Annotated in this window: 20 protein-coding genes and 1 pseudogene; 15 read left to right on the top strand and 6 right to left on the bottom strand. The window is 57.2% G+C overall.

Annotated features, from left to right (window positions below; translation table 11 throughout):
• Positions 1 to 7: 7 nt before the first annotated feature.
• Together KCQ76_RS11130 and KCQ76_RS11125 are read right to left on the bottom strand one after the other, a co-directional pair.
• A pseudogene (locus KCQ76_RS11130) lies at positions 8 to 688 on the bottom strand (SIP domain-containing protein); the annotation flags it as partial.
• On the bottom strand, positions 681 to 989 hold the full coding sequence (locus KCQ76_RS11125) for a siderophore-interacting protein (protein ID WP_160296115.1): 309 nt from the start codon (positions 987 to 989) through the stop codon (positions 681 to 683). The pseudogene KCQ76_RS11130 and the gene KCQ76_RS11125, both read right to left, overlap by 8 nt.
• Before the next feature lie 617 nt (positions 990 to 1,606).
• Here KCQ76_RS11125 and KCQ76_RS01850 point away from each other — a divergent pair.
• Positions 1,607 to 3,547, top strand: a complete 1,941-nt coding sequence (locus tag KCQ76_RS01850) for a sigma factor-like helix-turn-helix DNA-binding protein (RefSeq protein ID WP_046202481.1) — start codon at positions 1,607 to 1,609, stop codon at positions 3,545 to 3,547.
• Here KCQ76_RS01850 and KCQ76_RS01845 read toward each other — a convergent pair.
• A complete protein-coding gene (locus KCQ76_RS01845; protein WP_046202480.1) occupies positions 3,544 to 4,800 on the bottom strand; it encodes a YkvI family membrane protein in 1,257 nt (418 codons plus the stop codon). The genes KCQ76_RS01850 and KCQ76_RS01845 overlap by 4 nt on opposite strands.
• 156 nt (positions 4,801 to 4,956) lie before the next feature.
• Between KCQ76_RS01845 and KCQ76_RS01840 the strand changes: the two genes are divergently transcribed.
• Entirely contained in the window at positions 4,957 to 5,823 is an 867-nt protein-coding gene (locus tag KCQ76_RS01840) for a diacylglycerol/lipid kinase family protein (protein WP_046202479.1), read from the top strand.
• A gap of 188 nt (positions 5,824 to 6,011) precedes the next feature.
• Positions 6,012 to 7,241, top strand: coding sequence for an Nramp family divalent metal transporter (locus KCQ76_RS01835; RefSeq protein WP_046202730.1), 1,230 nt, complete (start codon positions 6,012 to 6,014; stop codon positions 7,239 to 7,241).
• Between the two features lie 15 nt (positions 7,242 to 7,256).
• On the opposite strand, the gene KCQ76_RS01830 is transcribed toward KCQ76_RS01835, so the two are convergent.
• Positions 7,257 to 8,009 carry an IclR family transcriptional regulator gene (locus tag KCQ76_RS01830; RefSeq protein WP_180962442.1) on the bottom strand — a complete coding sequence of 251 codons (753 nt, stop codon included), beginning with the start codon at positions 8,007 to 8,009 and terminating at the stop codon, positions 7,257 to 7,259.
• A 76-nt stretch (positions 8,010 to 8,085) separates the two neighbouring features.
• Between KCQ76_RS01830 and leuC the strand changes: the two genes are divergently transcribed.
• Both leuC and leuD read left to right on the top strand, forming a co-directional pair.
• Positions 8,086 to 9,657 carry a 3-isopropylmalate dehydratase large subunit gene (leuC, locus tag KCQ76_RS01825; RefSeq protein WP_373369100.1) on the top strand — a complete coding sequence of 524 codons (1,572 nt, stop codon included), beginning with the start codon at positions 8,086 to 8,088 and terminating at the stop codon, positions 9,655 to 9,657.
• Positions 9,658 to 9,755: 98 nt separating this feature from the next.
• On the top strand, positions 9,756 to 10,343 hold the full coding sequence (gene leuD, locus KCQ76_RS01820) for a 3-isopropylmalate dehydratase small subunit (protein WP_046202478.1): 588 nt from the start codon (positions 9,756 to 9,758) through the stop codon (positions 10,341 to 10,343).
• Between the two features lie 41 nt (positions 10,344 to 10,384).
• Here leuD and KCQ76_RS01815 read toward each other — a convergent pair whose 3' ends face one another.
• A complete protein-coding gene (locus KCQ76_RS01815; RefSeq protein ID WP_082089812.1) occupies positions 10,385 to 11,494 on the bottom strand; it encodes an NUDIX hydrolase in 1,110 nt (369 codons plus the stop codon).
• 240 nt (positions 11,495 to 11,734) lie between these two features.
• On the opposite strand from KCQ76_RS01815, the gene KCQ76_RS01810 reads away from it, so the two are divergent.
• Together KCQ76_RS01810 and KCQ76_RS01805 are read left to right on the top strand one after the other, a co-directional pair.
• Positions 11,735 to 12,733, top strand: coding sequence for an NAD(P)H-dependent glycerol-3-phosphate dehydrogenase (locus tag KCQ76_RS01810; RefSeq protein WP_221914775.1), 999 nt, complete (start codon positions 11,735 to 11,737; stop codon positions 12,731 to 12,733).
• Positions 12,734 to 12,912: 179 nt separating this feature from the next.
• Positions 12,913 to 13,989, top strand: coding sequence for a D-alanine--D-alanine ligase family protein (locus tag KCQ76_RS01805; protein ID WP_046202726.1), 1,077 nt, complete (start codon positions 12,913 to 12,915; stop codon positions 13,987 to 13,989).
• Positions 13,990 to 14,025: 36 nt separating this feature from the next.
• Here KCQ76_RS01805 and KCQ76_RS01800 read toward each other — a convergent pair whose 3' ends face one another.
• Positions 14,026 to 15,114, bottom strand: a complete 1,089-nt coding sequence (locus KCQ76_RS01800) for a DUF3515 domain-containing protein (RefSeq protein WP_046202476.1) — start codon at positions 15,112 to 15,114, stop codon at positions 14,026 to 14,028.
• Between the two features lie 166 nt (positions 15,115 to 15,280).
• On the opposite strand from KCQ76_RS01800, the gene KCQ76_RS01795 reads away from it, so the two are divergent.
• The 8 genes from KCQ76_RS01795 (at position 15,281) to KCQ76_RS01760 (ending at position 23,560) form a co-directional block, all read left to right on the top strand.
• Complete coding sequence (locus KCQ76_RS01795) at positions 15,281 to 16,264, top strand: thiamine-phosphate kinase (RefSeq protein ID WP_046202475.1); 984 nt, start codon at positions 15,281 to 15,283, stop codon at positions 16,262 to 16,264.
• Positions 16,265 to 16,313: 49 nt separating this feature from the next.
• Positions 16,314 to 16,988, top strand: a complete 675-nt coding sequence (locus tag KCQ76_RS01790; protein ID WP_046202474.1) for a uracil-DNA glycosylase — start codon at positions 16,314 to 16,316, stop codon at positions 16,986 to 16,988.
• Complete coding sequence (locus tag KCQ76_RS01785; protein WP_146003197.1) at positions 16,985 to 18,796, top strand: DAK2 domain-containing protein; 1,812 nt, start codon at positions 16,985 to 16,987, stop codon at positions 18,794 to 18,796. The genes KCQ76_RS01790 and KCQ76_RS01785 overlap by 4 nt, the downstream gene beginning before the upstream one ends.
• 64 nt (positions 18,797 to 18,860) lie before the next feature.
• The gene (locus KCQ76_RS01780; protein WP_046202472.1) at positions 18,861 to 21,146 is read left to right on the top strand and encodes an ATP-dependent DNA helicase RecG; all 2,286 of its coding nucleotides are present in this window, start codon (positions 18,861 to 18,863) and stop codon (positions 21,144 to 21,146) included.
• A gap of 86 nt (positions 21,147 to 21,232) precedes the next feature.
• On the top strand, positions 21,233 to 21,442 hold the full coding sequence (locus tag KCQ76_RS01775) for an acyl-CoA carboxylase biotin carboxyl carrier protein subunit (protein ID WP_041629395.1): 210 nt from the start codon (positions 21,233 to 21,235) through the stop codon (positions 21,440 to 21,442).
• Positions 21,443 to 21,554: 112 nt separating this feature from the next.
• Positions 21,555 to 22,121, top strand: coding sequence for an RsmD family RNA methyltransferase (locus tag KCQ76_RS01770; RefSeq protein ID WP_012731832.1), 567 nt, complete (start codon positions 21,555 to 21,557; stop codon positions 22,119 to 22,121).
• 103 nt (positions 22,122 to 22,224) lie between these two features.
• Positions 22,225 to 22,698, top strand: a complete 474-nt coding sequence (gene coaD / locus KCQ76_RS01765) for a pantetheine-phosphate adenylyltransferase (protein WP_046202471.1) — start codon at positions 22,225 to 22,227, stop codon at positions 22,696 to 22,698.
• A 103-nt stretch (positions 22,699 to 22,801) separates the two neighbouring features.
• The gene (locus KCQ76_RS01760) at positions 22,802 to 23,560 is read left to right on the top strand and encodes a FliH/SctL family protein (protein WP_046202470.1); all 759 of its coding nucleotides are present in this window, start codon (positions 22,802 to 22,804) and stop codon (positions 23,558 to 23,560) included.
• The last annotated feature ends 66 nt before the right edge of the window (positions 23,561 to 23,626 follow it).

The following is a 23,626-nucleotide window of genomic DNA, read 5'->3' as shown; positions in this document are numbered from 1 at the left end:
GGGACAGTCAGTGCACCTTGTGGTGCAGCAGAAGTACGGTAGTTATGAGCGCAGCGGCAATTCCACAGGCGATGAGGGTTACACGTGTCTTGGGGAGCGAGTTCGGTTGGTTCACCTCGAGGGTGGTGGAATCATTAGACTGAGAAGTGCCTGTGGCATCGGTCGTAGGTGAGCCAACGCCTTCGAATTGGTTTTGCGGGTGGCTGTGGCTCAGATCCGTGTTGTGAAGAGGGTCGTGTGATGGAGCCGACGCGCTATCGGTTTCGGGAGCAGCCGAGACGCGAGCATTTGGCGTCGTTACTCGGCTCTCCGATGAAGGGTTTTCTTCCGAAGGAACGTCTAGTTTCCTACCCATGGCTCGGCCACGGACCCAGTACGCTGTGGCGTGCATGGTGGAACGATTTTGATCGTGCAAACTGCGCAGATTCGAACGGACTAGCCGGGTGGCTTTCATTTCAGCCGCGACCCAAGTGTGCCATCCGCGATAATCATGGTTTTGTAGCGCATTGAGCAACGCGCGATCATCTGCTCTGCTGGGTACCCATGTGATCCTCATCTGAGGTCGCGAGGGAAAGGGAAGTTCACGGTCAGAGTCACGGTGCATTTCCATGACAACTTCAACTGGAACTTCATCGGGAAGCGATGAAACAATCGAAGAAATTGCGGGCCAGGAAGCCGCGTCACCTAGAAAGAGGTAACCTTCGGGATTTGGCTCGCTGGGGGTGTAGCCTCCCCCCCATTCGTTGAATCGTTAATTCATCGCCGATTTGTGCTTGCTGAGCCCATATTGCGGCTGGTCCGGCGGGGTCGTGGATCAAGAAGGCAAGGGAAAATTTCCCCTGCTCGGGGTAAGTATTAATAAGCGTGTAGGCGCGCTGGAAGAGTCTATTTCCGCCATCTGGATCGGGGAACCATGCTCGTACCCAGGAGGAAGGCGCTTCGCCACCCTCTTCGAGCAGGTTTGGGCATACGAAATCGATTTGCAACATAGAGTCCGTTATCGGACTCTTCCCGATTACGTGTGCATAGTGTTCTTCCACGCCCATCAGACGAAGTATGGCGCCCTGAAACCCCTTACCCATGATTAGGTCTTTCTATCTTATGAGGCATCGCTGTGAGTCCTCCGGGAGTTTTACTGCCGTAGTGGGAATAGTGCGGGGTGGCCCTAGTGTTTAACGGCCGATGTCAGGATGGATAAGGTTGAACCGGTATTGCTAATAAGTTAGGTTTAACAAAACAGATTCAAGTTAGACAGTAACCTAACATGGGAGCGACTGCAAGCGATTGTGCTAAGTTAAATAATATTAATCTGTTAACCCGGGTAGGACCTCTTTGGTGACCAAATTACCTTTGGGCTTAGCTTAAAACTTTAAAAATGGTTAGGGTTACCCTCATTGATCGCTGTTGTGAAGTGCATCGGCCTGAATCGATACCTCTTCGCGGAGGGGTTTCCTGTACAGTTCGCCCGCTCTTATGCTGCTCGAGCAGCGTCGGGGGATTAGGCTGTAAGGAAACCGGTCTTTTCGACGGTATTGGCAGGTAGTGGGCATGCATCGACCGGTAGTGAGTGCGCATTGACATGCATCCACGCGCGAGAAAGGTCCCTATGAACGATAAAGATAACCTTTCCGACGAAACTCACGTCGACCAGCTCGGTCATGCATCTAGTCGTCTGGGCGATACCTTTTATGCCGACGATGATTCCAGTGAAGCCTCGCCTTTACTGTTTTCCTCCGACTATGAAACATTCGCCAGGCAGGGACAGGATGACGAATCGCCTGATGAATCACGCACTGCGCTGGATATTGTTTCTTATCTCGCTGCCATGGAAGGGTCCCTTCGCGGCGTAGTTGACCGCTATCGTGATGCGCCGACGTACATCAACGAAGCCGTTGACAACGCTTTGTCTTCTTCTGTCGGGATGTCTCATTCGTGGGCCATCGGCATCCCACCTGCGGAACGCGCTGCCCGCCTGCTGGAAACCATCTTCGTACAGTTTTCTGACCGAGAGCAGGAAATACTGTATCGACGCTACGGGGATGGCCATGGAGAAACGCTAGAGAACATTGGCCACGCGGTCGGCGTAACCCGGGAGCGTATTCGTCAAATTTTGGCGGGACTGGATTCGACGATCAGTGAATCCATATCGCGAGGTCCCGTCGCCAACCTCCTTGCCGCAATGCGGTATCATGCGTATCCCGTCGGCACAGTGAAGGCGCTTTCCCAGAAATACCCAGAACTCGAACGAACTTTGCACGGTTGGGAAGCGCCCTTGTGGAAAATACTCGATGTTTTGGACGATCGTTTTACTGTCGAACAAGGGTGGGTATGTTTTCCTAGCTTCGGCGAATGCCAAAAGAAGACGACAGAGTTACTCGATGATATGACCGACAAATACGGTGTCGTCGCTTTTAAAGATATTCAGCGCATCAGCCATGTTCCGGAGGACGACCTGATCAAGTGGCTCGAGGGCTGTGGTGCCGCCATTATTGGCGACCACGTGGTGGCGAATCCGACAACCGCGGTAAACCGCATTCAATCTGCCCTCGATGTTGCCGGCCATCCTCTTTCCCTTGATGAGATTGCGCATATGTGGGGCATCGGCCAGGCCCGTAGTTTGGCAAATGCTGCTTATTCTGAAGACTCAATTATCCGGATTAGCAAAACCAAGATCGCTTTACGGGAGTGGGGGCTGGAAGAGTTCATTTCCATCCGTGACTTTATTGGTTCCCGTGTAGGCGATGCGTCGGCGGATCTTGATGATCTCATCTCTGAAGGAACAACAAAGTTCGGGGTATCAGCGTCGTCGATTCGTTCATATGCCAGTTCTGGTGAATTCCGTCTGGATGATGGAATTGTGAGCCGACGGAACGACGATGTAGAACCCCACCGGCAGCCCGAGGATTCTCGGGGACTTTATTGGCGCAATGGCCGGTGGCAATACCTCGTCATCGTGAACCATGACCACATGCGGGGCAGCGGAACCGGAGTCCCCGCCGGTATCGCCCTGCTACTCAAATTGCGCCTGGGGCAACCTCGGCACATTCCCAGCGACGACGGCGATCAATCCGTCACCTGGAACGCGACAGGCACCACAACGGGATCGATCCGACGGCTTCTTCTCGCGCAAGGAATCACAGAGGGCGAACGCATTTGGATGGACTTCGGGAACGGCACGTATTTCCGCATTGAACCGGCAGCACCGCGCGCTCCGTTCCTCCTTGAGGATGAAGTCTCTGCCGAACGCGAAGAACCAGGAGATACACCCAATCCACTTCATGCCGGTGGGGTAGGGCTGGGCCCAGAGAGCCGGTCTATCACCATGGTCAATCTGGCCAATTACATGGGAATTTCCCATGATGAGATTGCTCACCGCATCGACGACCTCGGCGGTGAGACTGGAAACACGATTGATAAAGCGTGTGAAAGCTTGGTTGCGGAATACCTCGGGCTAGCACCCGATGCACCGCGCCGCAGGATCGTTGCTCGGCTACGCCACCGCCATGACAAAGATGCCATCGCGATGGTCGAAGAGCTGTGGCTTTAGCGATCCTCTTTATGCAGTGTTGCATCGGGATCTAATTTCCGACGTTCCTCTTGGGCAACCGTTGCGAAAAGTTTCTCACTATTAGCGTCGGAACCCTCGAGCTCGTGATTCAGTTCCATCGTGCTATCCACAGCGATATTGGGGTGGATATACAGGTGGGTGAGCTGTCGAATTCGGTTACGGCGTTCCTTTTCGCCGCGGATCAATCGGCTCCAGCGAATACGCCATGCAATAAACACGATTCCGACGAACGTTCCCAAGTATCCCAGAATGGGGAAAACAACCTGAATCAACGGGCCGAAACCGAACAAACTAATTGCCCAGCACACAGTCAGAATAACGGCGAGGTTAATCTTCGGATGGGTGGGAAGGGCAACGTCGATACGCCGTGAGAAGGCGTAAAAATCGCCTAACGCGGTATTAAAAATCATGATCAGAATAATGATCTGAAGGATAATACCGGCGGCAGGGTTAATAGCGTGGGTAACCGACGCCATCGGAATATCTTTTCCGCCGGCATCTTTAACGTTGATGAAGAGCGTGACCGTCTCCATCAACATCATGATTCCGATAATCGAGCCACCGATAAGGCCACCGATACCAACGTCGCGAAGCTTAGTGTGAGTACCGCCGATGACAAGTGACATTCCGATCGCGCACATCAAGGTCATGCCGGCACAGTTGATAGCTGACCACCACCACGGTGACACAGGTGCGGCTTCTTTTTTACCGAGTTCGCTCGCTGCGCTAAAGGAAAAGTCGTCAGGAACGTGAACGAGTGACCATATGAAAAGAATGATGACGGCAACGATCATTAGTGGGGTCACAATACCGATGATGTTGGATACCTTTTCGGCGTCAAGGAAACAGACGAAATACACGATGATCGCTAACCCAGCAGAACCCAGCCATGTGGGTAAACCGAAGGTTTGCTTCACGCTGGAGCCTGCTCCAGCCAGCATCATCATGCCCATGGTCACCATGGTTGCGGAGACACAGAGGTCCAAAATTCGTGATACTCGTGGGTGTGCAATGTTTTTAAAAACATGCCCGTGTTCGTCGGCAAGGAAATAACTTCCGACCTGCAGAACAACCCACCCGAAAATAGCCATGAGTGTTCCAGTGATCACCACTCCTACCAGGCCAATTGACCCGAAGGCGATGAAGTACTGGAGCATTTCTTTACCAGTGGCGAAACCGGCACCAACCAGGAGGCCTACAAATGCCATGGCGACAGCCATACTCTGTCTCATGAAAAGTCCTATTCGATCATGGGGCAACAGTTCTGTTAAGCCTACCTATGGGTTGTTGTTCTCGCCCACTCTTTGGGAGGATCTACTATTGGTGAAGCCTCACGCCGGCAGGATGAATGACCGAAATAATCTCCAAACGACGACGACAGAAAAGATATGACACCAGTAACAATCCTCTTTAATCCCCACTCGACAGGTGACAGCGAAACACGCGCACGACGGTTGGCTGATCAGCTGGAGGGACTCTTTGAGGTCACTGTCGTAGCCACGAAATATCCGGGTCATGCCGAGAAGTTAGCCGCTCAGATCACCAAAGAATCCGAGAACATTCATGTTATCGCTTGCTCCAGCGGTGACGGAACGTATAACGAAGTAGTCAATGGCGTTATGCGTTATCCCCACGACCACATTCGCACTGCTATCTTGCCGAGCGGTAATGCAAACGATCATTATCACGCGCTGAGTAATGGTAAGACATTAGCGCATCGCATTATTACCAGTGATTATACGGATATCGATGTCCTTAAATTGGTTAGTACTGGAAAAGATAATCTTGAGCGTTATGCGCATTCCTATATCGGGTTCGGTCTGACTCCTCATATCGGAGAAAAACTCACTGAGGCGCATTTGACCAAGTGGAATCAGGGTTGGATTGTCCTCAGGAACCTCTTCTCAGTGAAGCCTGTGAAAATCATTCACGAAGGCCACCAGGAAAAATTCGATAATTTGGTGTTTGCCAATGTCCCCAGGATGAGCAAAGTTATCAAAATTAGTGACCACACTTCGCTAACAAACGGGAAATTCGATGTCGTTAAGCACAAAAGCCTGACACTCGCCATGCTTGTCGGCTACCTGTTCCGCGCAAGCACATTGGGTCTCCACAACACCGACCGAGAAAAACGGTGGCATTTCATCTTGGAAAAAGACTCCCACGTCCAACTGGATGGCGAGGTCATGCGCCTGTCTAAGTACGACGAGATCACCATCTCTGTTGTTCCCCACACATTGGCATGTGCCGCGTGAGATCACGCACGTGAGGCCACGCGAGAGAGTGTGACATTACGACGGCGCACTGCCGAACCGATAAGCTGAAACTCTCACGGAAGGAGTAGGTTACGTCAGATTCAGAGCAGGCTGTGCCGACGAAATCACTCGATTCTCACAGCGGACGGCGACCATCCGGAAAACCAGCCTCAGGTTCGTCCGACCCCGTGTCACAGCCACCGGCATCTCCTTCATCGAAGCGGCTTATCGGCCTGCTGGGCCCAGCCTTCATCGCTGCTATTGCCTACGTGGACCCTGGTAACGTTGCAGCGAATATCTCCTCGGGGGCGACCTACGGATATCTACTGGTGTGGGTGCTCGCGGCCGCGAACCTGATGGCCATGATCATCCAGTATCAGGCCGCCAAGCTCGGAATCGTCACCGGGAAGAGCCTTCCCCAGCTGCTAGGCCAACGGCTTTCCCGACCGTGGCGAATCGCATATTGGCTACAAGCGGAAATTGTGGCGGCGGCTACTGACCTCGCAGAGATCATCGGTGGTGCCGTCGCCCTGCATCTATTGTTCGGGGTATCCCCGCTGACGGGCGGGATCATTGTCGGGGCAGTCTCGATGGCTCTGCTGTTAACGCAGGGAACCGCTCAAAAGGTATTCGAGCGGGTCATCATAGTAATGCTGGTCATTATCACCTTTGGTTTCCTTGCAGGTTTGTTTCTTGCTCCACCCAATCTTCGAGGAATCGCGGGGGGATTAGTTCCCCGCTTTGAAGGAAGCAATAGCGTGATACTCGCTGCCTCGATGCTGGGGGCAACGGTGATGCCCCACGTTATTTACTTACATTCGTCATTAGTTATCCATCGGCATGGTGCGGGCCATGAAGATCCCCACGTTATTCGTCGTTTATTAAAAGCGACCCGTATCGACATTATTATCGCGCTCGGAATCGCGGGGCTCGTGAATATCGGGCTCCTCTTGCTGGCCGCATCCGCCTTAAGTGGCCGACACGGGACCGACACCATCGAAGGTGCCCATGCTGCTCTGAGCAGCGCATTAGGGCCCGCAATAGGCGTCATCTTCGCCATCGGGCTGCTATTTTCCGGACTCGCCTCGACGTCGGTCGGGGCATATGCCGGCTCCGAAGTGATGAAGGGAATGCTTCATTTCCAAGTGAAGCTGTGGATACGGCGCGCAATTACGCTCATTCCGGCGCTCCTCATTATTGGGCTGAATATAGATGCCACCTATGCACTTGTTATTTCACAAGTCGTCTTGAGTTTTGGTATTCCGTTTGCTCTCATCCCGTTGCAAATGGTGACGGGCGGGAAAGTCATGGGGCAGTACCGGGATAAAGCGCTGAAATGGATAGGTGTTGTCATCTCAGCGCTCATTATCGGGCTGAATATCGTACTTATTGTGATGACTCTTCGCGGTCAAGCCTGACTAACTTGAGAAATTTCACTGCAATGACTGGTTAATCCTTTCGGCCGCCTCGCGGATAAGATTTCCATACAGTTGTTGTGGCGAGGGTCGTAAGCGTTCCACAGGGCCTGAAATAGACAAGGCTGCAACGACGCCTTGACTCGCGCGGATCGGCGTCGAGACGCTGGCTAAACTCGGGTCACGTTCACCGATTGATTCAGCGACGCCCGTCGCGCGTGTCTCCGCAAGATCCTCCTCCGTGAAGGCGGCGTCGGGAATAATGGATTGAATCATTTCCTCCGGTGCCCAGGCCATTAACACTCGAGCAGCTGAGCCGCGAAGCAGCGACATGCGTGCGCCGACGGGGACCGTATTCTGTAGTCCGCTCGCCGGTTCGATGGACGCGATGCATGTGCGGACATTGCCCGTGAGGCGGTAAATCTGGACGGATTCGTTGGTTTTTTCCATGAGGCTGCGCATGACCGTCATTCCGGCCTGGATAATTCGGTCCGAGCTGGCGGGGGATAGTTCGGAGAGCCCTGGGCCTGCACTCCAGCGGCCATCTTTATCGCGTTCGAGCAATCGGTGAACATGGAGCGCGGTAAGTAATCGGTGTGCCGTTGCGCGTGGCAGCCCGGTTGCGGAGCATATTTCGCTCAGGTTCATGGGGCGGGTGGTCGCTGTGCGCAGGATGAGTAAAGATCGATCAAGAACTTTGATCCCACTATCGGGGTTGAAGGTCGCGTGATTGTCGTCGAGTTCGTTGTCAAAGTCGCTTAATTTTCCCATATTTTGATACTATCATTTTGCATAGTGAGACGCTCGGACGTCGGAACGGCAGCCGACACGACGGAAGGATTGGAGAATGACGAACTCCACCGCAGACAAAACCTCCGCAACCACCGGAGCCTCTACCACTCGCACACCATCGACGACGCTCTCGGACTCTGCTGAGGACGACCACAAGGACCGCCCGCGCACGATGGCGGAGAAAGTATGGGAAAACCATATTGTCTCACGCGGGGATAATGGGGACCCTGACCTCATCTACATTGACCTGCACCTGGTCCACGAAGTGACCTCGCCCCAGGCGTTCGACGGCCTCCGCATGGCGGGCCGACCGGTTCGCCGGCCTGACCTCACCATCGCCACCGAGGATCACAATGTCCCCACCATTGGGGTCAAGACCGGCGACGTAGCAGAGATTAAAGACATCACGTCGCGCACACAGGTCTCGACGCTACGGAAAAACGCCGAAGAATTCGGCGTCAAGCTCTTCCCAATGGGGAACCGCGAACAAGGCATTGTTCACGTCGTCGGGCCACAATTGGGGCTGACTCAACCGGGGATGACGGTGGTGTGCGGGGATTCCCACACCGCAACCCACGGAGCTTTCGGCGCTATCGCGTTTGGAATCGGAACCTCCGAAGTAGAGCATGTGATGGCGACGCAGACGCTGCCCCTCAAGCCATTCAAAACAATGGCGGTTAATGTCGACGGGACCCTCCCTGAAGGAACGACGGGCAAGGACATCATCTTGGCTGTTATTGCGAAGATCGGAACCGGCGGCGGTCAAGGACACATCATTGAGTACCGCGGCGAAGCGATCCGCCAATTGTCGATGGAAGCCCGGATGACGGTGTGCAATATGTCGATTGAAGCGGGCGCGAGGGCCGGAATGATTGCCCCCGACGAGACGACGTTCAACTACATCAAGGGCCGCCCGCACGCTCCGAAGGATTGGGACGGTGCCGTCGAATATTGGAAATCGCTGAGGACCGACGACGACGCTGAATTCGACACCGTCGTTAACCTCGATGCCAGCGACATCACGCCGTTCGTTACGTGGGGAACAAACCCCGGCCAGGGCATTGCACTCGGGGAACCCGTTCCGGGGCCCGAAGATTTTACCGACGCAGAAGAAGCGTCGGCGTGTGAGAAAGCCCTGAAGTACATGGATCTCACCCCTGGGATTTCCATGCGCGACGTTCCCATTGACGTCGTTTTCGTTGGATCGTGTACGAACGGCCGCATTGAAGACATGCGCGCGGCAGCGTCCGTCGTGAAGGGTCGGAGAGTTGCCGACGGGGTCCGCATGCTGGTGGTGCCGGGATCCGCGCGCGTGAAGCAGCAAGCTGAGGAAGAAGGCCTGGACGCCATTTTCACCGAAGCCGGTGCCGAGTGGCGTCTGCCCGGGTGCTCGATGTGCCTGGGGATGAACCCTGACCAGCTTTCGCCAGGTCAGCGTTGTGCGTCGACGTCGAACCGTAACTTTGAAGGCCGCCAAGGGCGGGGTGGACGGACGCACCTCGTGAGCCCCTATGTAGCCGCAGCTACTGCTGTCCAAGGTCGTTTTGCGTCGCCAGCAGATCTCAGTCCAGTAGGTAGCGCACACAGTGAGACGGCGTCACCGCAGAGCACTGCAACGAGTGCATAGAGCGGAGTAGCTGAAAGAACGCCGCGCACGCGCGCATAGAAAAACGCGCATAGGAAAACGCACACACCACGAACAACGCCACACAGAAAGGGTCGGTTATGGAGCAATTCATTAGCCACACTGGGGTGGGAGTTCCACTCCGGCGCTCCAACGTCGATACAGATCAGATAATTCCCGCCGTGTACCTGAAGCGGGTCACGCGGACCGGATTCGAGGATGGATTATTCGCGCGATGGCGGGAAGATCCCGATTTCGTCCTCAACCAGGACACGTACAAGAACGGGTCGATTCTTGTTGCCGGGCCAGATTTCGGTACCGGATCCTCCCGCGAACACGCGGCCTGGGCCCTGATGGACTATGGATTCCGCGTCGTTATATCTGCGCGGTTTGCCGATATTTTCCGCGGCAACGCAGGCAAGAACGGGCTTGTTGCCGCGCAAATGACTGAAGAAGATATCGAGTTGATCTGGAAACTTCTGGATGAACAACCGGGCCGTACCATGACCGTCGACCTCGAAGAACGCACAGTCACGGTCGGCGATGCGGTGTTTGGGTTCGATATCGATGACCACACGCGGTGGCGGTTGATGGAGGGCCTCGACGACATTGCGCTGACGCTGCGCAATGAAGACGCCATCACGCAATACGAAAAGTCGCGCTCGCCGTTTATGCCGACGACGATTTAAGTGCCCAGCGTCCGGGGGCCGGCAACCAGCGTCCGTCGCCGCTATTTAATCGGCAGCGGGCTGGCGAGATAGTCCGCGCCGGATAGCTTCCCGTCGACAAACGTCAGCACCCATGCGCTGCCTTTCTTACACGGTATGTCATCGATCGACGCGTTCCCTTGTGACGACAACCAGGCAATGATCTCCGGAATCGCTTCTCCTTGGCTGACGATTGCGGAAACTCCGCCATGCGTAATGATGTCCGAAATCCGACGCTTCGCATCGGCCGTGTGCGCGGCCCAGCCCTTGTCGCCGAACAGCTCGTCGATAGTAATGTGCAGCCCCGAACTCTGAGATAGTGGCTCGGCCGTGGTCTGACAGCGGATCGGATCTGCCGAATACAACCGGGTGATTCCAAACCCCGCCAACTCGCGGGGCAACATGTCGGCCTGACGGCGGCCTTTCCGGTCAAGAGGCCGGAGATTATCATTACCGCCCCACCCCTCGCGCGGATGGGCATGAGCATGACGGATAAGAATGATCCGGGACGTGGGGGAGAGGACAATGTCGCGGGCCGCCTTCTCAAGGATCTCCGCATCCACCTTATAGGTCGTGCGCTTCTTCGCTTCCTCTAACGGCAACCACACCAGCTGGTCAACCTCGTTATTGTCCTCAAAGGAACCACCAACGCTCTCGGCCGTCCAGTAATACACCACCTTGGTCCTACTCTTCACCGGATACGTCACCCGGCCCAGAAGTTTCCCCAACGTGACGTCGTAACCGGTCTCCTCTTTGATCTCCCGAATAGCCGTCATGGGGAGGGTCTCACCGGGATCCAGTTTCCCCTTCGCCAGCGACCAATCGTCGTACCGTGGACGGTGAATCAGGAGGACCTCGATGTCATCCACGGTCACAGTACTTGCCGACGAATCACGCGACGACTCATCAGCGGCCGGTGTAGAAGAATCCGCTCCCTGCCGACGTCGCCACACGACCGCACCGGCGGCCAGCGTAATTTTGTCCAGTTCCCGGGCGGGGTGACGGGCGATACCCTGCACGCGACCCTCCGCGTCGGACCGGTGCTTCGTGTTTTTGCCACTTTCCTGTGATCCGGGCAGAGGAGCGTCGGCAAGAGTGGCTTGGTGTGACTGGGATGAACGTTTCTTCGACATAGTGATGTGTATCCTCCCGGGGATTCTGTGGAGTGAATCTATGTCAACGATAAGCGAGGAACTCAAACAATGGTGAGAGGTTAATCCGCGCGAGCCCGAATAGGGGCGGTTAGGCTGGATCCAAAAGACGAGCCGACGCACACGGTGGGGAAGGGCCGCACACGGTGGGGAAGGGCGCGGCACCCACGCGATAGTGCGCATGACAAAGGGTGCGCATGACGAAGGGAAGGATGGTCCGCAATGGTTGCAGTAGCGGTGATGGGGGCAGGATCGTGGGGAACCACGATGGCGAAAGTGTTTGCCGACGCTGGAAACACGGTCAGACTGTGGGCCCGGCGCGACGAGGTGGCCGATGAGATCCAATCGACACGGCGCAACCAGCGCTACCTCCCGGGCGTCGTTATCCCCGATGCTGTGACTGCGACGAGTGATCCTCGCGTGGCCTTGACGGATGCGGACACTGTTGTGCTGGGTGTTCCGTCCCATGTGGTTCGGGACAGTCTGACCCACTGGAAAGAATTGCTTCCCGACGACGCGTTGATTGTGTCGCTGCCGAAGGGGCTTGAACGTGACACGGCCCGCCGAATGAGTGAGGTCATCGCGGAGGCGTCTGGGCGGCCGTCGGAGAAGATCGCAGTGCTGTCCGGGCCTAATCTGGCTAAGGAGGTAGCGGACGAGCAACCGGCGGCGACGGTGGTGGCCTGCACCGATCATGACAGCGCCAAACGGGTTCAGGAAGCGTGTACGACGGCCTATTTCCGGCCGTACACCAACACGGATGTTATTGGCTGTGAGATCGGGGGAGTCGCGAAGAATGTGATTGCTCTAGCTGCGGGGATGGCGGCTGGCCAGAACCTGGGTTTTAACACCGCAGCGACGATCATAACGCGCGGGCTTGCTGAAACAGTGCGTCTCGGGACGGCTCTCGGCGCTAACCCTGCAATATTTTCCGGGCTCGCCGGGCTCGGCGACTTAGTAGCAACCTGTAATTCACCTCTGTCGCGGAACAGAACATTCGGGGAGCACCTCAGTCAGGGAATGAGCCTCGAGGAAGCGCAAGAAGCTTGCCACGGACAAGTCGCGGAGGGCGTTAACGCGTGCCGGGCAATTCAGTCGTTGGCCCGGGCTCATAGTGTCGACGTTCCTATCGCGGATGCGGTGGTCTCGGTGTGCTTTGACGGCGCCACCGTGAAAGAGAGCATTATGAACCTGATGGAGCGCGATACCAAAGCGGAGTAGTACCGCGACATCGCATAGTGCCGCTACACTTAGTCCCCGTGACTAGATCTGAACCTTCATCTGACTCGTCGGCGGACATCACATCGCAGTCGGCATCGCCCCTAGTTGCTACGACTCAATCAGGTCCGGGTGCTGGTGGGGAGCGCGACGAGAACAGCGGCCATAACGAGCACAGTCGCATCCGCGTCGCCGTCGTTTATGGTGGGCGTAGTTCTGAGCATTCCATTTCTTGTGTGTCTGCGGGCGCTGTGATTTCTCACCTCGACCCCGACCGTTACAAGGTGGTTCCGATCGGTATCACGAGAGATGGGCGTTGGGTAGTAGGGTCCTCGGATCCGAAGGAGCTATCCATTCGTGAGCGGCAGCTGCCGGAAGTGAAGGCCGGCACCAGCTTGTCGTTGTCACTCGACCCGCAGCACGCTGGCCGTTTTGTCTATGCGGACGGCCCTGACGTTGGTCAGGTATTTGCCGACGTCGACGTCATTTTCCCTGTTCTCCACGGGCGATTCGGTGAAGACGGTACCGTCCAAGGGCTCTTTGATATGGCCTCCGTCCCCTACGTCGGCGCAGGTGTATTGGCGTCAGCGGCGTCGATGGACAAGGAGTTCACGAAGAAACTGGCCGCGGCGGAAGGGCTTCCCATCGGGCGTGACGTCGTCCTTCGTGAGACGCGTTCTTTGACCGAGGAAGAAAAGAATCTTCTGGGCCTGCCAGTGTTTGTGAAGCCTGCGCGTGGTGGGTCCTCCATCGGCATTTCCAAGGTTGACCAGTGGGATGAACTTGACGACGCTCTCGCTCTGGCGCGTCAGCATGATTCCAAGGTCATTGTGGAGTCCATGATTGTGGGCACGGAAGTGGAGTGCGGCGTTCTTCAGCGGCCAGATGGCACTGTTGAGGCTTCCCTTCCCGCGCAGCTCGAGGACACCGAATCGGGCGACGAAGGGTTCTACGGTTTCGACACAAAGTACCTGGATAACGTCATTACGGCACAAATCCCACCGCACTTTGACGACGCCACCATCCGCCACATCCGCGAACTCGCTGTGGAAACCTTCCACGCCTTGGATTGTGAAGGCCTGGCACGCGTTGATTTCTTCGTGACGGACCGTGGCCCGGTGCTGAACGAGATCAACACCATGCCTGGGTTCACGCCGATCTCGATGTATCCACAAATGTTCGGTGCGATGGGGATTGACTATCCCGACCTCTTGGATCTCCTGATCCAACGTGCGATGGTGGCCCACCCCGGGGCCTAACGATTTTTGGCTTAGCCTTCTGGCTTAGTCCCTCGTTTAATCCCCGGACTTTTCCATATTCTTGCTGATTGCGTTGGACAGCGTTGTAATGACGCTATTTCCCGACGACGCCGGCATCGAAAGAGCGACGATATCGCTGTATCCCAGTGCGTACCAGGTGTTATCCGTCGCCGATGTGGAAGTGTTCTCGGGCGCGTTCTGCGTTGAGCTCTCCGCCGAATCCCCCGAGGAATCCTCCGCCTCGGGCTGGTTACCGGGCGTTCCGTCGTTAAACCACGGAACATCATTAATCTGTTGGAGCTGAGCCCCAGGGTGGTAACTCTCGGGCTGCTGCACTCCGCACCTCACGACGACGGGGTCGCGCCGGGGTGCCGTCCACGCTGCCATTCCGTCGGGAAGATCGTTACCCAGCGCGTCCTTTGTCGTACGTTGTAACGCACCGAAGTGACCGGGGAGCGTATCAAGGACACTACGACATTGCTTGCCACGAGCCGCCTCATCCGTGACGGGGAGCGTAGATAACGGTGTCTGAGTTGGATGCGCTGTCGCCGATGCGTCCGACACCGGGTTGTGGTGCAGCGCACCAGAAAGATCGCTCAAATCATCTGCCACATCCTCGGGTCCAGTGACGGCAACCTCTTGCGCGCGCCCCAGCGTGTACCAGGTCACGGAATCCGTGACGGGCTTATCGCCACCGCGGGCGTCGGCAATGCCTAACCAGCGAATACCCTCTGACTGGCCGCCGGATTCGTCCTTGCCGTGCTCTTCCGTCGTCGATAATGCTGTGTAGGAATCGGGTGGCTGAACCCCGCAGCGCAGCGTTATGCGATTGTCGCCATCGATCCAGACAGCGGCACCATCAGGGGCTGGGTCTGACAGCGACACCCGATCATAAGAACCGAGGTGGTTGGGGAGGTTGTCGATAAGACTGCTGCATTCCTCCGACGACGCACCAGGCGCATCGATGGTGTTGAGAGTGACGGGCTGGTGCTCAGCGTGGTCGTACGCAATTCGGGCAGCAATGATGACACCGACGACTAACCCGACGGCCAAGACGAGGGAAATGATCGTTCCTGGGCCGGTGAGTCGTTGGATTTCGTCTGTAGTCGGCTGGTCATCAGACATAATTTCTCAGTGTACTGGTGGTCGCTTGCTGCTCGGGTGCCAGTGGCGGTTCTGTAGCTGCCCCGGAGCGCGCTCGGTGTGTCCCGGTGTGTCTCGGTGCGTCAACGGCCGATTGTTACGGAATCAATTATCATCATGTCGATAGTCGCGCTGAGATGAGAGAATAATGGGACAACCTATACGTAGCCTAGGTGAGCGGGGCGTGATCGACGCCATCCGCTCAGCCGCTCCTTCCGACATGAATGGTGATGACGCCGCCGTTCTCTCTCCGTCATCGTTTGCGTCGAAAACGGTGTGTAGCACGGATCTTTTGGTGGAGGGCCAGCATTTTCGGAGTGACTGGTCGACGCCCTATGACGTGGGTCGCCGTGCTGTGGTGCAAAATTTCGCGGATATAGAAGCGATGGGGGCGCGTCCGGTTGCACTTCTTTTAGGAGTTGCGGCCCCGCCAGAGCTGGATAGTGACGTTCTCACCGGGATTGCACGGGGCATTGCCGACGAGGCCGGCCGGTGGCCCGCGGAACTGGTTGGGGGAGACGTGGTGACTAGCGAGCGGTTGACGCTCAGCATCACCGCGATCGGCGAGCTGGCAGGACCAGCCCCGGCCTTGTCGCTATCAGGCGCTCATCCGGGGCAAACGCTGATAGCCAGTGGACGGCTGGGGTACTCGGCAGCGGGTTGGGCGTTGCTCGAGCATTTCGGTTCGCCCGACGCCATTCCCGATTCAGAGCACCTTCAGACGCTGGTGGACGCTTTTCGCGTCCCCTCTTTGGCTCGGGCGCGCGGCACGGTGGCACGGTCCACCGGGGCCACAGCGATGACGGATAACTCGGATGGGCTCGTTGTTGACCTCTCGACGATGGCTCGGACCAGTCACGTCACGATTGACCTCGATAAGGACGCGATCGCGCCGGATCCGGCTGTGCGTGAAGCGGCTCGCTTGCTGGGCCGCGACCCCATGGAATGGATATGCCAGGGCGGTGAGGACCACGCTCTTCTCGCCACCACCGGAGCGGATATTCCCTCGGGCTTCCGCTTCCTCGGCCGCGTCCACAAACAGGGTACCGAGCCGTTAACTATCGACGGGCAGCCGCCGACGTTCACATTAGGGTGGGATCCTTTCGGCGGTGAGTCGTCCGGTAGAGAGTAATGCCGAAGAGTGTGGAGCCTGCTGGGCCAGCGTCGCTAAAGTGTGAACCATGACCCTGCAGACACCGTTACCGATCCACGACAGCTGGAAAGAGCCACTGGATCCTGTTACCGACCGGATCCACGAGCTCGGCGATTTTTTGCGAGAGGAAAACGCAGCCGGCCGTGGATACTTACCAGCAGGGACCGACGTGTTGCGGGCATTCACTTACCCATTCGACCAGGTCAAGGTCTTGATTGTGGGGCAAGATCCATATCCGACACCTGGCCATCCGATGGGGTTGAGCTTTTCAGTTCACCCGGATGTCACACCGATTCCCCGCAGTTTGGCGAACATTTTCCGAGAATTACAGGAGGATATCGGATGCCCGGCCCCCTCCACTGGGGACTTAACCTCGTGGTCGGAACATGGTGTGGCGTTATTTAACCGGGTTCTCACTGTGCAGCCCGGCCATTCGGGATCACACCGTGGCAAAGGGTGGGAGGAAGTAACCGAGTGCGCCATCAAAGCGCTGGCTGAGAGGGATCTCCCGCTGGTGGCTATTTTGTGGGGACGAGACGCGCAAAGTACCGCGAAGTGGTTGGGGAACACCCCGACCGTATGCTCCCCGCATCCATCGCCATTATCGGCGAGCCGGGGATTCTTCGGTTCACGCCCGTTTAGCAGGGCCAATGAGCTATTGGTCAGCCAAGGTGCGGAACCCGTCGAATGGGCACTTCCATGACCAAATCACTGCCGGATGCCATTGACTCCACGACGCTTCAGCGGTGGGCGCGTGCCTGCGCCCATACCCTGGCCCGGCAGAAGGAAGAGATTAACCGCCTGAACGTTTTTCCGGTGCCGGATTCCGACACCGGATCAAATATGGCATTCACGATGGCGTCGGCTGTGTCTGCCTTGGACCATGCTCTTCGCGAGCGTGAGATGAAAAAGAGCAGGTTGCGGACTAGAAACGGTACTGGGGTTGGTTCTAGTCCGCACCGCGACGACACGACGGAATTAACGACCTCCGAAGCAGCCATAGCACTAGCTATTGGAGCGACGAAGGGGTCGCGCGGAAATTCAGGTGTTGTTCTTTCTCAACTTCTTCGAGGGCTCGCCGAGTCTGCGCAAGCCGGGCCTTTGAACGGTGCTTCGGTATGTGACGCGTTATCGAATAGTTTGCGTTTCGTGCAGGCTGCCATCGTGAATCCGGTCGAGGGAACGGTTATCACCGTGTTGCGGTCCGCAGCTGCTGCGGCGACGTCGGCTGCTCACTCGACCGACAGTGCGGGTGCAGTGGCACACGCTGCCAGGCTTGCCGCGAGCCGAGCTCTTGAACGCACTCCGTCGCAGCTTCCCGTGTTACGACGCGCGGGTGTCGTTGATGCCGGCGGGCGTGGTCTCGTCGTCCTGTTAGAAGAGCTGGAACGAGTACTAAGCACGCGGGCCGGTCATGTTGACGCTTTCAACCCCGCGGACATTGATGGAAAAACAACGTGGACCAGCGGTGATAGTTTACTGACGGGGAGCGGGTGGTCGGCGCAGGGGCTCTCTGCCAGTGCTGCAATAAACGCTATGAGGGCTTCCGCGCCGGGCACGGGAAACGATGAAACCGGCGCCGGACACACTAGCGGCGGAAGCGCCAGTGGTGAAAGCACAGCAGCGGATGCGTCGGCGTCACAGCTCGAAGTCATGTTTTTTATCGAGGACACGGATCTTGAGGATCTGCGGACGTTCTTGGTTCCCCTGGGCGACAGCCTGATTGTGGGCGCACTGACGGACCATTCCGCCCGCATCCACATTCACACTAACCGGGCTGGCGAGGTCATTTCTGGGGCGTATGAGCGCGGTGACGTGTCCGAACTCACGGTTGAGACTCTGCACCAGGTTTCTGCGGATCGTCCGTCCGCCTTGCAGACTGCTCGGCCGCGGCTACGGTCCGTCTTAGCCGTGGTGCCGAGTGAGGATGCAGCAGCATTCTTTGGTCGTGCCGGGGCGGACACCGTCGTCATAGAAGCAGATGAAAAAGCCGCTGAACAGCATCAATTTGACGTTTTACGTGAGGCCATCGCGAAAGAAGATGTTGATGAAGTAGTGCTCCTCACGAACGGCATTGTTGATCCCCACGACGTGGATGGGCACATGCCGAATGTTGTCGTCGTTCCGGCATCATCATTGTGCGCAGGTTTGGCTGCCATGGCGGTTCATGATCCCTCACAATCTCTCGACGCGGACGCCGCGGCCATGGTTGACGCAGCACGGGGGACAACAACGATGGCCCTGAGCTATGACGACATGGGCGGCCGTAACGATACCGGCCACCATGACGACGGCCCCACCAGCGGCGAACTCACACCGCCCCCTGCAGCGATCCGCGCTTGGGAAACTGTCACCAAATTACTTGCCAAAGGCGGCGAACTCGTCACCGTCATTTCTGCCGACGATCATTGGTCCCGGGTGGTGCAATCGCTTCCACAGTCGGATAACGCGGAGTATTCGTTCTTCACCATCCCGAAGTGCGGTGCAGCTGTCATGATCGGTGTGGAGTAATGGTGATGTACACGAAGCGTGCCCTCGCAGCGTCGGCAGTAGGGAGGTGGAACACGTGCGCCCAATGATGGGGTGGGAGCCGCTCGTCGTTCCCCTGCCTGATTCCCTTCCTGACTCGACGCGTTCGCACTTAGCTGCCGTCGGGGTATCGACGGTTGCTGAGCTGGTGGAATGGTTCCCGCGCCGGTATGTCGAGCCCGGGTCGACGTCGGATATGGGGTCTGTTGACGTGGGGACCACCGTGACTTTCGTGGGGGAGATTCTCCGCGGGAACAAGATCACGACCCGCACCCGAAAGCGCCTGTACACGGTGGTCATTACCGACGGCTGCCAGACTATCAACGCCACATTTTTTAACGCGTTTGCTCCGGCTCGAGATTTGATCGTCGGAACCCGAGCTATCTTCGTGGGCACAGTCTCGGAGTATCGAGGGGCGCTGCAACTAGCGCATCCCGACTACAAGGTGATTGACTTCGCGCACGAGTGGACATTAGATGCTCAACCCCCAGATGAGCCGGCCAAACATGGTTCTCAACGAGGTTCATCCCGAAACATCATTGATCGTGACACCGCAGCGCTGGTCACCAAGCTTCCGCTTTTGCCTATCTACCCGCTGAAGAGTGAATCATCGCGGTTCTCGTCGGCTACTGGTAGTGAGACGGGCAGTTCAAAGACGGGCAAACAATCAACCAAGCGTCCAGCGAAGCGCTCAAAACGGGGTTCGAAGCGCCCGGTCCGCGTGGATTCGTGGACCACGTTGGACGCGATTACCACCGTCCTCACCCATAGCGATCACATCCCGGACCCCCTGCCGCGCGTGCCTACTGTGCAGGGCAAACCCCTGCCGTCGCTGGATCACGCCATCCGGGCAATGCACATGCCGTCCTCGTGGGCAGATCAAGCCATGGCCCGCAAGCGTCTTGCTTTTAATGAGGCCTTGGGTTTGCAGTTGATTCTTGCTTTACGACGCCACGCTGCAGCGGACCGTCGCGCCCCGCAATGTCCTCCTCGCGAGGACGGATACCGCGCCGAGTTATTAGCCGGCCTGCCTTTCGCCCTGACGGACCAACAACGCGCGGTCACGGACGAGATTGGCGACGATCTCGCCGCCACCACACCGATGTGTCGGCTACTCCAAGGGGACGTAGGGTCGGGAAAAACGATCGTTGCTCTCATCGCCATGCTTCAGGCAGTGGACGCCGGATATCAGGCGGTGCTCTTAGCCCCTACTGAGGTGTTGGCCGCGCAGCACGCACACTCGCTGATGACGATGATGGCTAACGCTGGCGTCGCCGCCACGATTCGCCTGGTGACAGGGTCGATGTCGGCGTCCTCGCGCCAAGAGACCCTCCTCTCGCTCATGACCGGGGAGACGGATATCGTCGTCGGCACCCATGCGTTACTCAGCGATAATGTCGAATTCTTCAACCTCGGGCTGGTCGTCGTCGATGAGCAACATCGGTTCGGTGTTGAGCAGCGCGATCGCCTGCGCGGTCGAGGGCGTGACACGGAGGACGGGCCGCTCACTCCGCACCAGCTGGTGATGACTGCCACGCCCATTCCGCGTACGGTCGCGATGACTACGTTTGGGGATCTCGACGTGTCGACGATCACTGAGCTCCCCGGGGGCAGGAAACCCATCCAGAGTTCCGTCGTTCCGGAGTGGAAGAAGGGGTGGCTTGACCGCGCTTACCAGCGGATTCGGGAGGAAGTAGCGTCGGGCCGGCAGGCCTACATCGTATGTCCGCGGATCCAGGGCGAGGGCGGCGTGAATGACATGTACGAGCAATTGACGGCTGGTCCTCTCCACGGGTTACGGGTTGGGATGCTGCACGGGCAACTGCCCAATCCTGACAAAGAACGCATCATGGGGAAGTTTTCGCGCGGCGACTGTGACGTGTTGATCTCGACGACCGTGATCGAGGTGGGCGTTGATGTCCCTAACGCAACGCTCATGTTGATCCGCGAAGCCGAGAGCTTTGGCATCTCGCAGCTTCACCAGCTCCGTGGGCGGATTGGCCGGGGGAGTCATGCATCGTGGTGCCTGTTCCACACGGCCCAGCCGGAAGATAGTGACTCGTACCGACGTCTCCAGGGGGTTGCGGCCACCACTGACGGTTTCGCTCTTGCGGAATTAGATTTGGCCACTCGCAGTGAGGGAGACCTCGTCGGAGCTGATCAGTCCGGCAGATCCACGCATATTCGCCTTCTCGACGTCGTCCATGATGAACCGCTGATTGAGGCGGCGAAAACCGAAGCTGAGCACATCGTGCAGACGGATCCTGGTCTCGCCCGACGGCTTAGCGAAGGGTATAGCAGTACTGAACGCGAGTTCTTGGGCAAAGGGTGAGTGTTTCGCGGGGGATTAGCCGGGGTAAGTTTTCCCCAGGTGAGGTGAACAAAGAGCAGGCCAACATGGACGGTAAAGTGAACCGCATGGACATTTGTGCGCCTTTCGCGGGAGTTGTTCACTACCACGTCACCCCGGGCCAGCGGGTAGAGCCTGGGGAAACCCTCGCAGTTGTCGAAGCTGTGAAGCTAGAAGCTCCCGTGGTATCGCCCGTCGCCGGTACAGTAGGTTCACTTGATCGTGACGATTTTTCCAATGTCGACGGTGGCGACAGGATTGTAGCCATAACGGATTAGTTAGAAGTTCTTGCGTGGCGGTACAACGCAGTAGCGCACGCGGTAATACACACGGCCATACACACGTCGGCGCATACGGCAGCGCAGTCCAGGCATAAAGAGGGGAATTGAGATGCGAATTATTTCAGGATACGCACGCGGGCGGACCATTAAAGCCCCCGCCGAAGGCACGCGTCCCACATCTGACCGGGCCAAAGAGGGAGTGTTCTCCTCGCTCAGTGTCCGGTTCGGTTTCGATGGGGCCCGCGTTCTTGACCTCTTCGCCGGGTCCGGCGCGTTGGGGTTGGAAGCAGCATCGCGCGGGGCAGATAGCGTCGTTTTCGTCGATACGGATTCGGCTGCGATCGAGACCATCAAGGACAACATTCGTCGCGTCGGCGATGTCGATGCCGACGTCGTCCAGCTCAAAGTATCCAGTTACTTATCGGGCGCGCCGGAGAATTACTTCGACATCGTGCTGATCGATCCTCCTTATGCGCTCATCGACGAAGCTGTCCACGACATGTTGGTAGCGTTGGCTCCCCATCTGAGGGACGGGGCTGCTGTGGTGGTGGAGCGTTCATCTGCCAGCCCTGAGACACAGTGGCCAGAGGGATATGAGCCGACCGGGCAGAAGTTAAAAAAGCGGACATATGGGGCTGCGCGCATGGATATGGCCTCTTTTACTCGTTCTGAGTAGATCCAGCTTCTGAGTAGATCCAGCGTTAGCCCGCATTGCGCTCGATATTATGTGCACAGAATGATGCGCACGGACGCGGAGCGCTAGAGAGAGGAACACAAGGATGCATGTTGTCTGCCCGGGGTCATTTGACCCCATCACCAACGGACACGTGGACATTATCGAGCGGGCAGCTGCTCAGTTTGACCAGGTCACGGTGCTGGTGACGTTTAATCCGAATAAGCACGGCCTTTTCTCCGTCGAGGAGCGCTGTGACCTGATCCGGACAGCAGTCGAGCACTTGCCCAACGTCGATGTTGATTCGTGGAACAAACTGCTGGTGGATTACACCACGGAACATCACATCAGCGCCCTCGTGAAAGGTTTGCGCAGCTCACTTGATTACGCCTATGAGCTGCCGATGGCACAGATGAACAGGTCGCTTTCTGGAATCGATACCCTTTTCTTGTTGACGACGCCGAAGTTCGGGCATATTTCGTCGACACTATGTAAGGAGGTGGCTCGCTACGGCGGCGACGTGTCGGGACTCATGCCTGATCACGTCATCGCGGCGATGCAACAGAAGTTTTCAGAGTAATTCCGGTCTAAGCCCTCGTGATGAGCAGGAATGTTAAAGGGTCTCGTCGGCTAGTTGGCGTGGCTTCCTGCAAAACTACGAAAATTCTGCCAAGCTAGTGGTTATGTACAGAACTTTCGAAGGCATCGACGAACTACTCCAAATGGTCGATCAGGCCTACGGCGTACCCATGACTAGTAACTGTATGGTTCCCCGCCGGGAAGTCCTGGATCTTTTAGACGAAATCCGCAACGCCATACCTACTGAGATGGACGATGCGCAGGATGTTCTGGATAAGCGCGACGGCATCATAAACGAAGCCACTGAACGCTCGCACTCCATGGTGGCTGATGCCGAGGCTGAAGCCCAGCGTTTAGTAGCCGAAGCACAAGAAAAGTGCGACGCGATGATGAATGACGCGGAAGATCGCGCCCATGGCATGGTCGCCCACGCCGAGGACGAGGCAGACTCCATTGTCCAAGATGCCCAGCGTGAATACGACGACGTCACAGGTCGCGCGGCTGCTGAAGCAGAGCGCTTGGTCGCGTCGGGTAATGAATCCTACGACCGCAGCGTGAACGAAGGCCTGAAAGAGCAGGCACGCCTGGTTAGCGAATCAGAAGTCGTACGGATGGCGAATGAGGAAGCGACGCGCGTTCGCGATTCCGCCCATGCTGATTCGGATAAGCTCCGTAGCGATTGCGACCGGTACGTCGACCAGAAGTTGGCCGAGTTTGAGGAGTCCTTGACCTCAGTGCTGCGTACGGTGGGGAAGGATCGCGCTGCCTTGCGTGGCGGGGCAGGGATTTCCGGCGGACGTTCCCGGTCCGCTTCCCGTGAACCTCGCGACGATTACCGCGGCCGAGACTCCCGTCGGAACTAAAACCATCTACCTTTGTGGTTGAGTCTGAGGCCGATTTCAAGACTCAGCGAAAGCCGCTTTGTCGTG

Source organism: Corynebacterium parakroppenstedtii, from assembly GCF_019754935.1.
GTDB classification, from domain to species: domain Bacteria; phylum Actinomycetota; class Actinomycetes; order Mycobacteriales; family Mycobacteriaceae; genus Corynebacterium; species Corynebacterium parakroppenstedtii.
This window is presented reverse-complemented; position numbering and strand designations above follow the sequence as displayed.

Coding starts and splice junctions, on each gene's coding strand:
- KCQ76_RS11125 (WP_160296115.1), bottom strand. CDS start 989: ATGTTGCAAATCGATTTCGTATGCCCAAACCTGCTCGAAGAGGGTGGC.
- KCQ76_RS01850 (WP_046202481.1), top strand. CDS start 1,607: ATGAACGATAAAGATAACCTTTCCGACGAAACTCACGTCGACCAGCTC.
- KCQ76_RS01845 (WP_046202480.1), bottom strand. CDS start 4,800: ATGAGACAGAGTATGGCTGTCGCCATGGCATTTGTAGGCCTCCTGGTT.
- KCQ76_RS01840 (WP_046202479.1), top strand. CDS start 4,957: ATGACACCAGTAACAATCCTCTTTAATCCCCACTCGACAGGTGACAGC.
- KCQ76_RS01830 (WP_180962442.1), bottom strand. CDS start 8,009: ATGGGAAAATTAAGCGACTTTGACAACGAACTCGACGACAATCACGCG.
- leuC (WP_373369100.1), top strand. CDS start 8,086: ATGACGAACTCCACCGCAGACAAAACCTCCGCAACCACCGGAGCCTCT.
- leuD (WP_046202478.1), top strand. CDS start 9,756: ATGGAGCAATTCATTAGCCACACTGGGGTGGGAGTTCCACTCCGGCGC.
- KCQ76_RS01815 (WP_082089812.1), bottom strand. CDS start 11,494: ATGTCGAAGAAACGTTCATCCCAGTCACACCAAGCCACTCTTGCCGAC.
- KCQ76_RS01810 (WP_221914775.1), top strand. CDS start 11,735: ATGGTTGCAGTAGCGGTGATGGGGGCAGGATCGTGGGGAACCACGATG.
- KCQ76_RS01800 (WP_046202476.1), bottom strand. CDS start 15,114: ATGTCTGATGACCAGCCGACTACAGACGAAATCCAACGACTCACCGGC.
- KCQ76_RS01795 (WP_046202475.1), top strand. CDS start 15,281: ATGGGACAACCTATACGTAGCCTAGGTGAGCGGGGCGTGATCGACGCC.
- KCQ76_RS01790 (WP_046202474.1), top strand. CDS start 16,314: ATGACCCTGCAGACACCGTTACCGATCCACGACAGCTGGAAAGAGCCA.
- KCQ76_RS01785 (WP_146003197.1), top strand. CDS start 16,985: ATGACCAAATCACTGCCGGATGCCATTGACTCCACGACGCTTCAGCGG.
- KCQ76_RS01780 (WP_046202472.1), top strand. CDS start 18,861: ATGATGGGGTGGGAGCCGCTCGTCGTTCCCCTGCCTGATTCCCTTCCT.
- KCQ76_RS01775 (WP_041629395.1), top strand. CDS start 21,233: ATGGACATTTGTGCGCCTTTCGCGGGAGTTGTTCACTACCACGTCACC.
- KCQ76_RS01770 (WP_012731832.1), top strand. CDS start 21,555: ATGCGAATTATTTCAGGATACGCACGCGGGCGGACCATTAAAGCCCCC.
- coaD (WP_046202471.1), top strand. CDS start 22,225: ATGCATGTTGTCTGCCCGGGGTCATTTGACCCCATCACCAACGGACAC.
- KCQ76_RS01760 (WP_046202470.1), top strand. CDS start 22,802: ATGTACAGAACTTTCGAAGGCATCGACGAACTACTCCAAATGGTCGAT.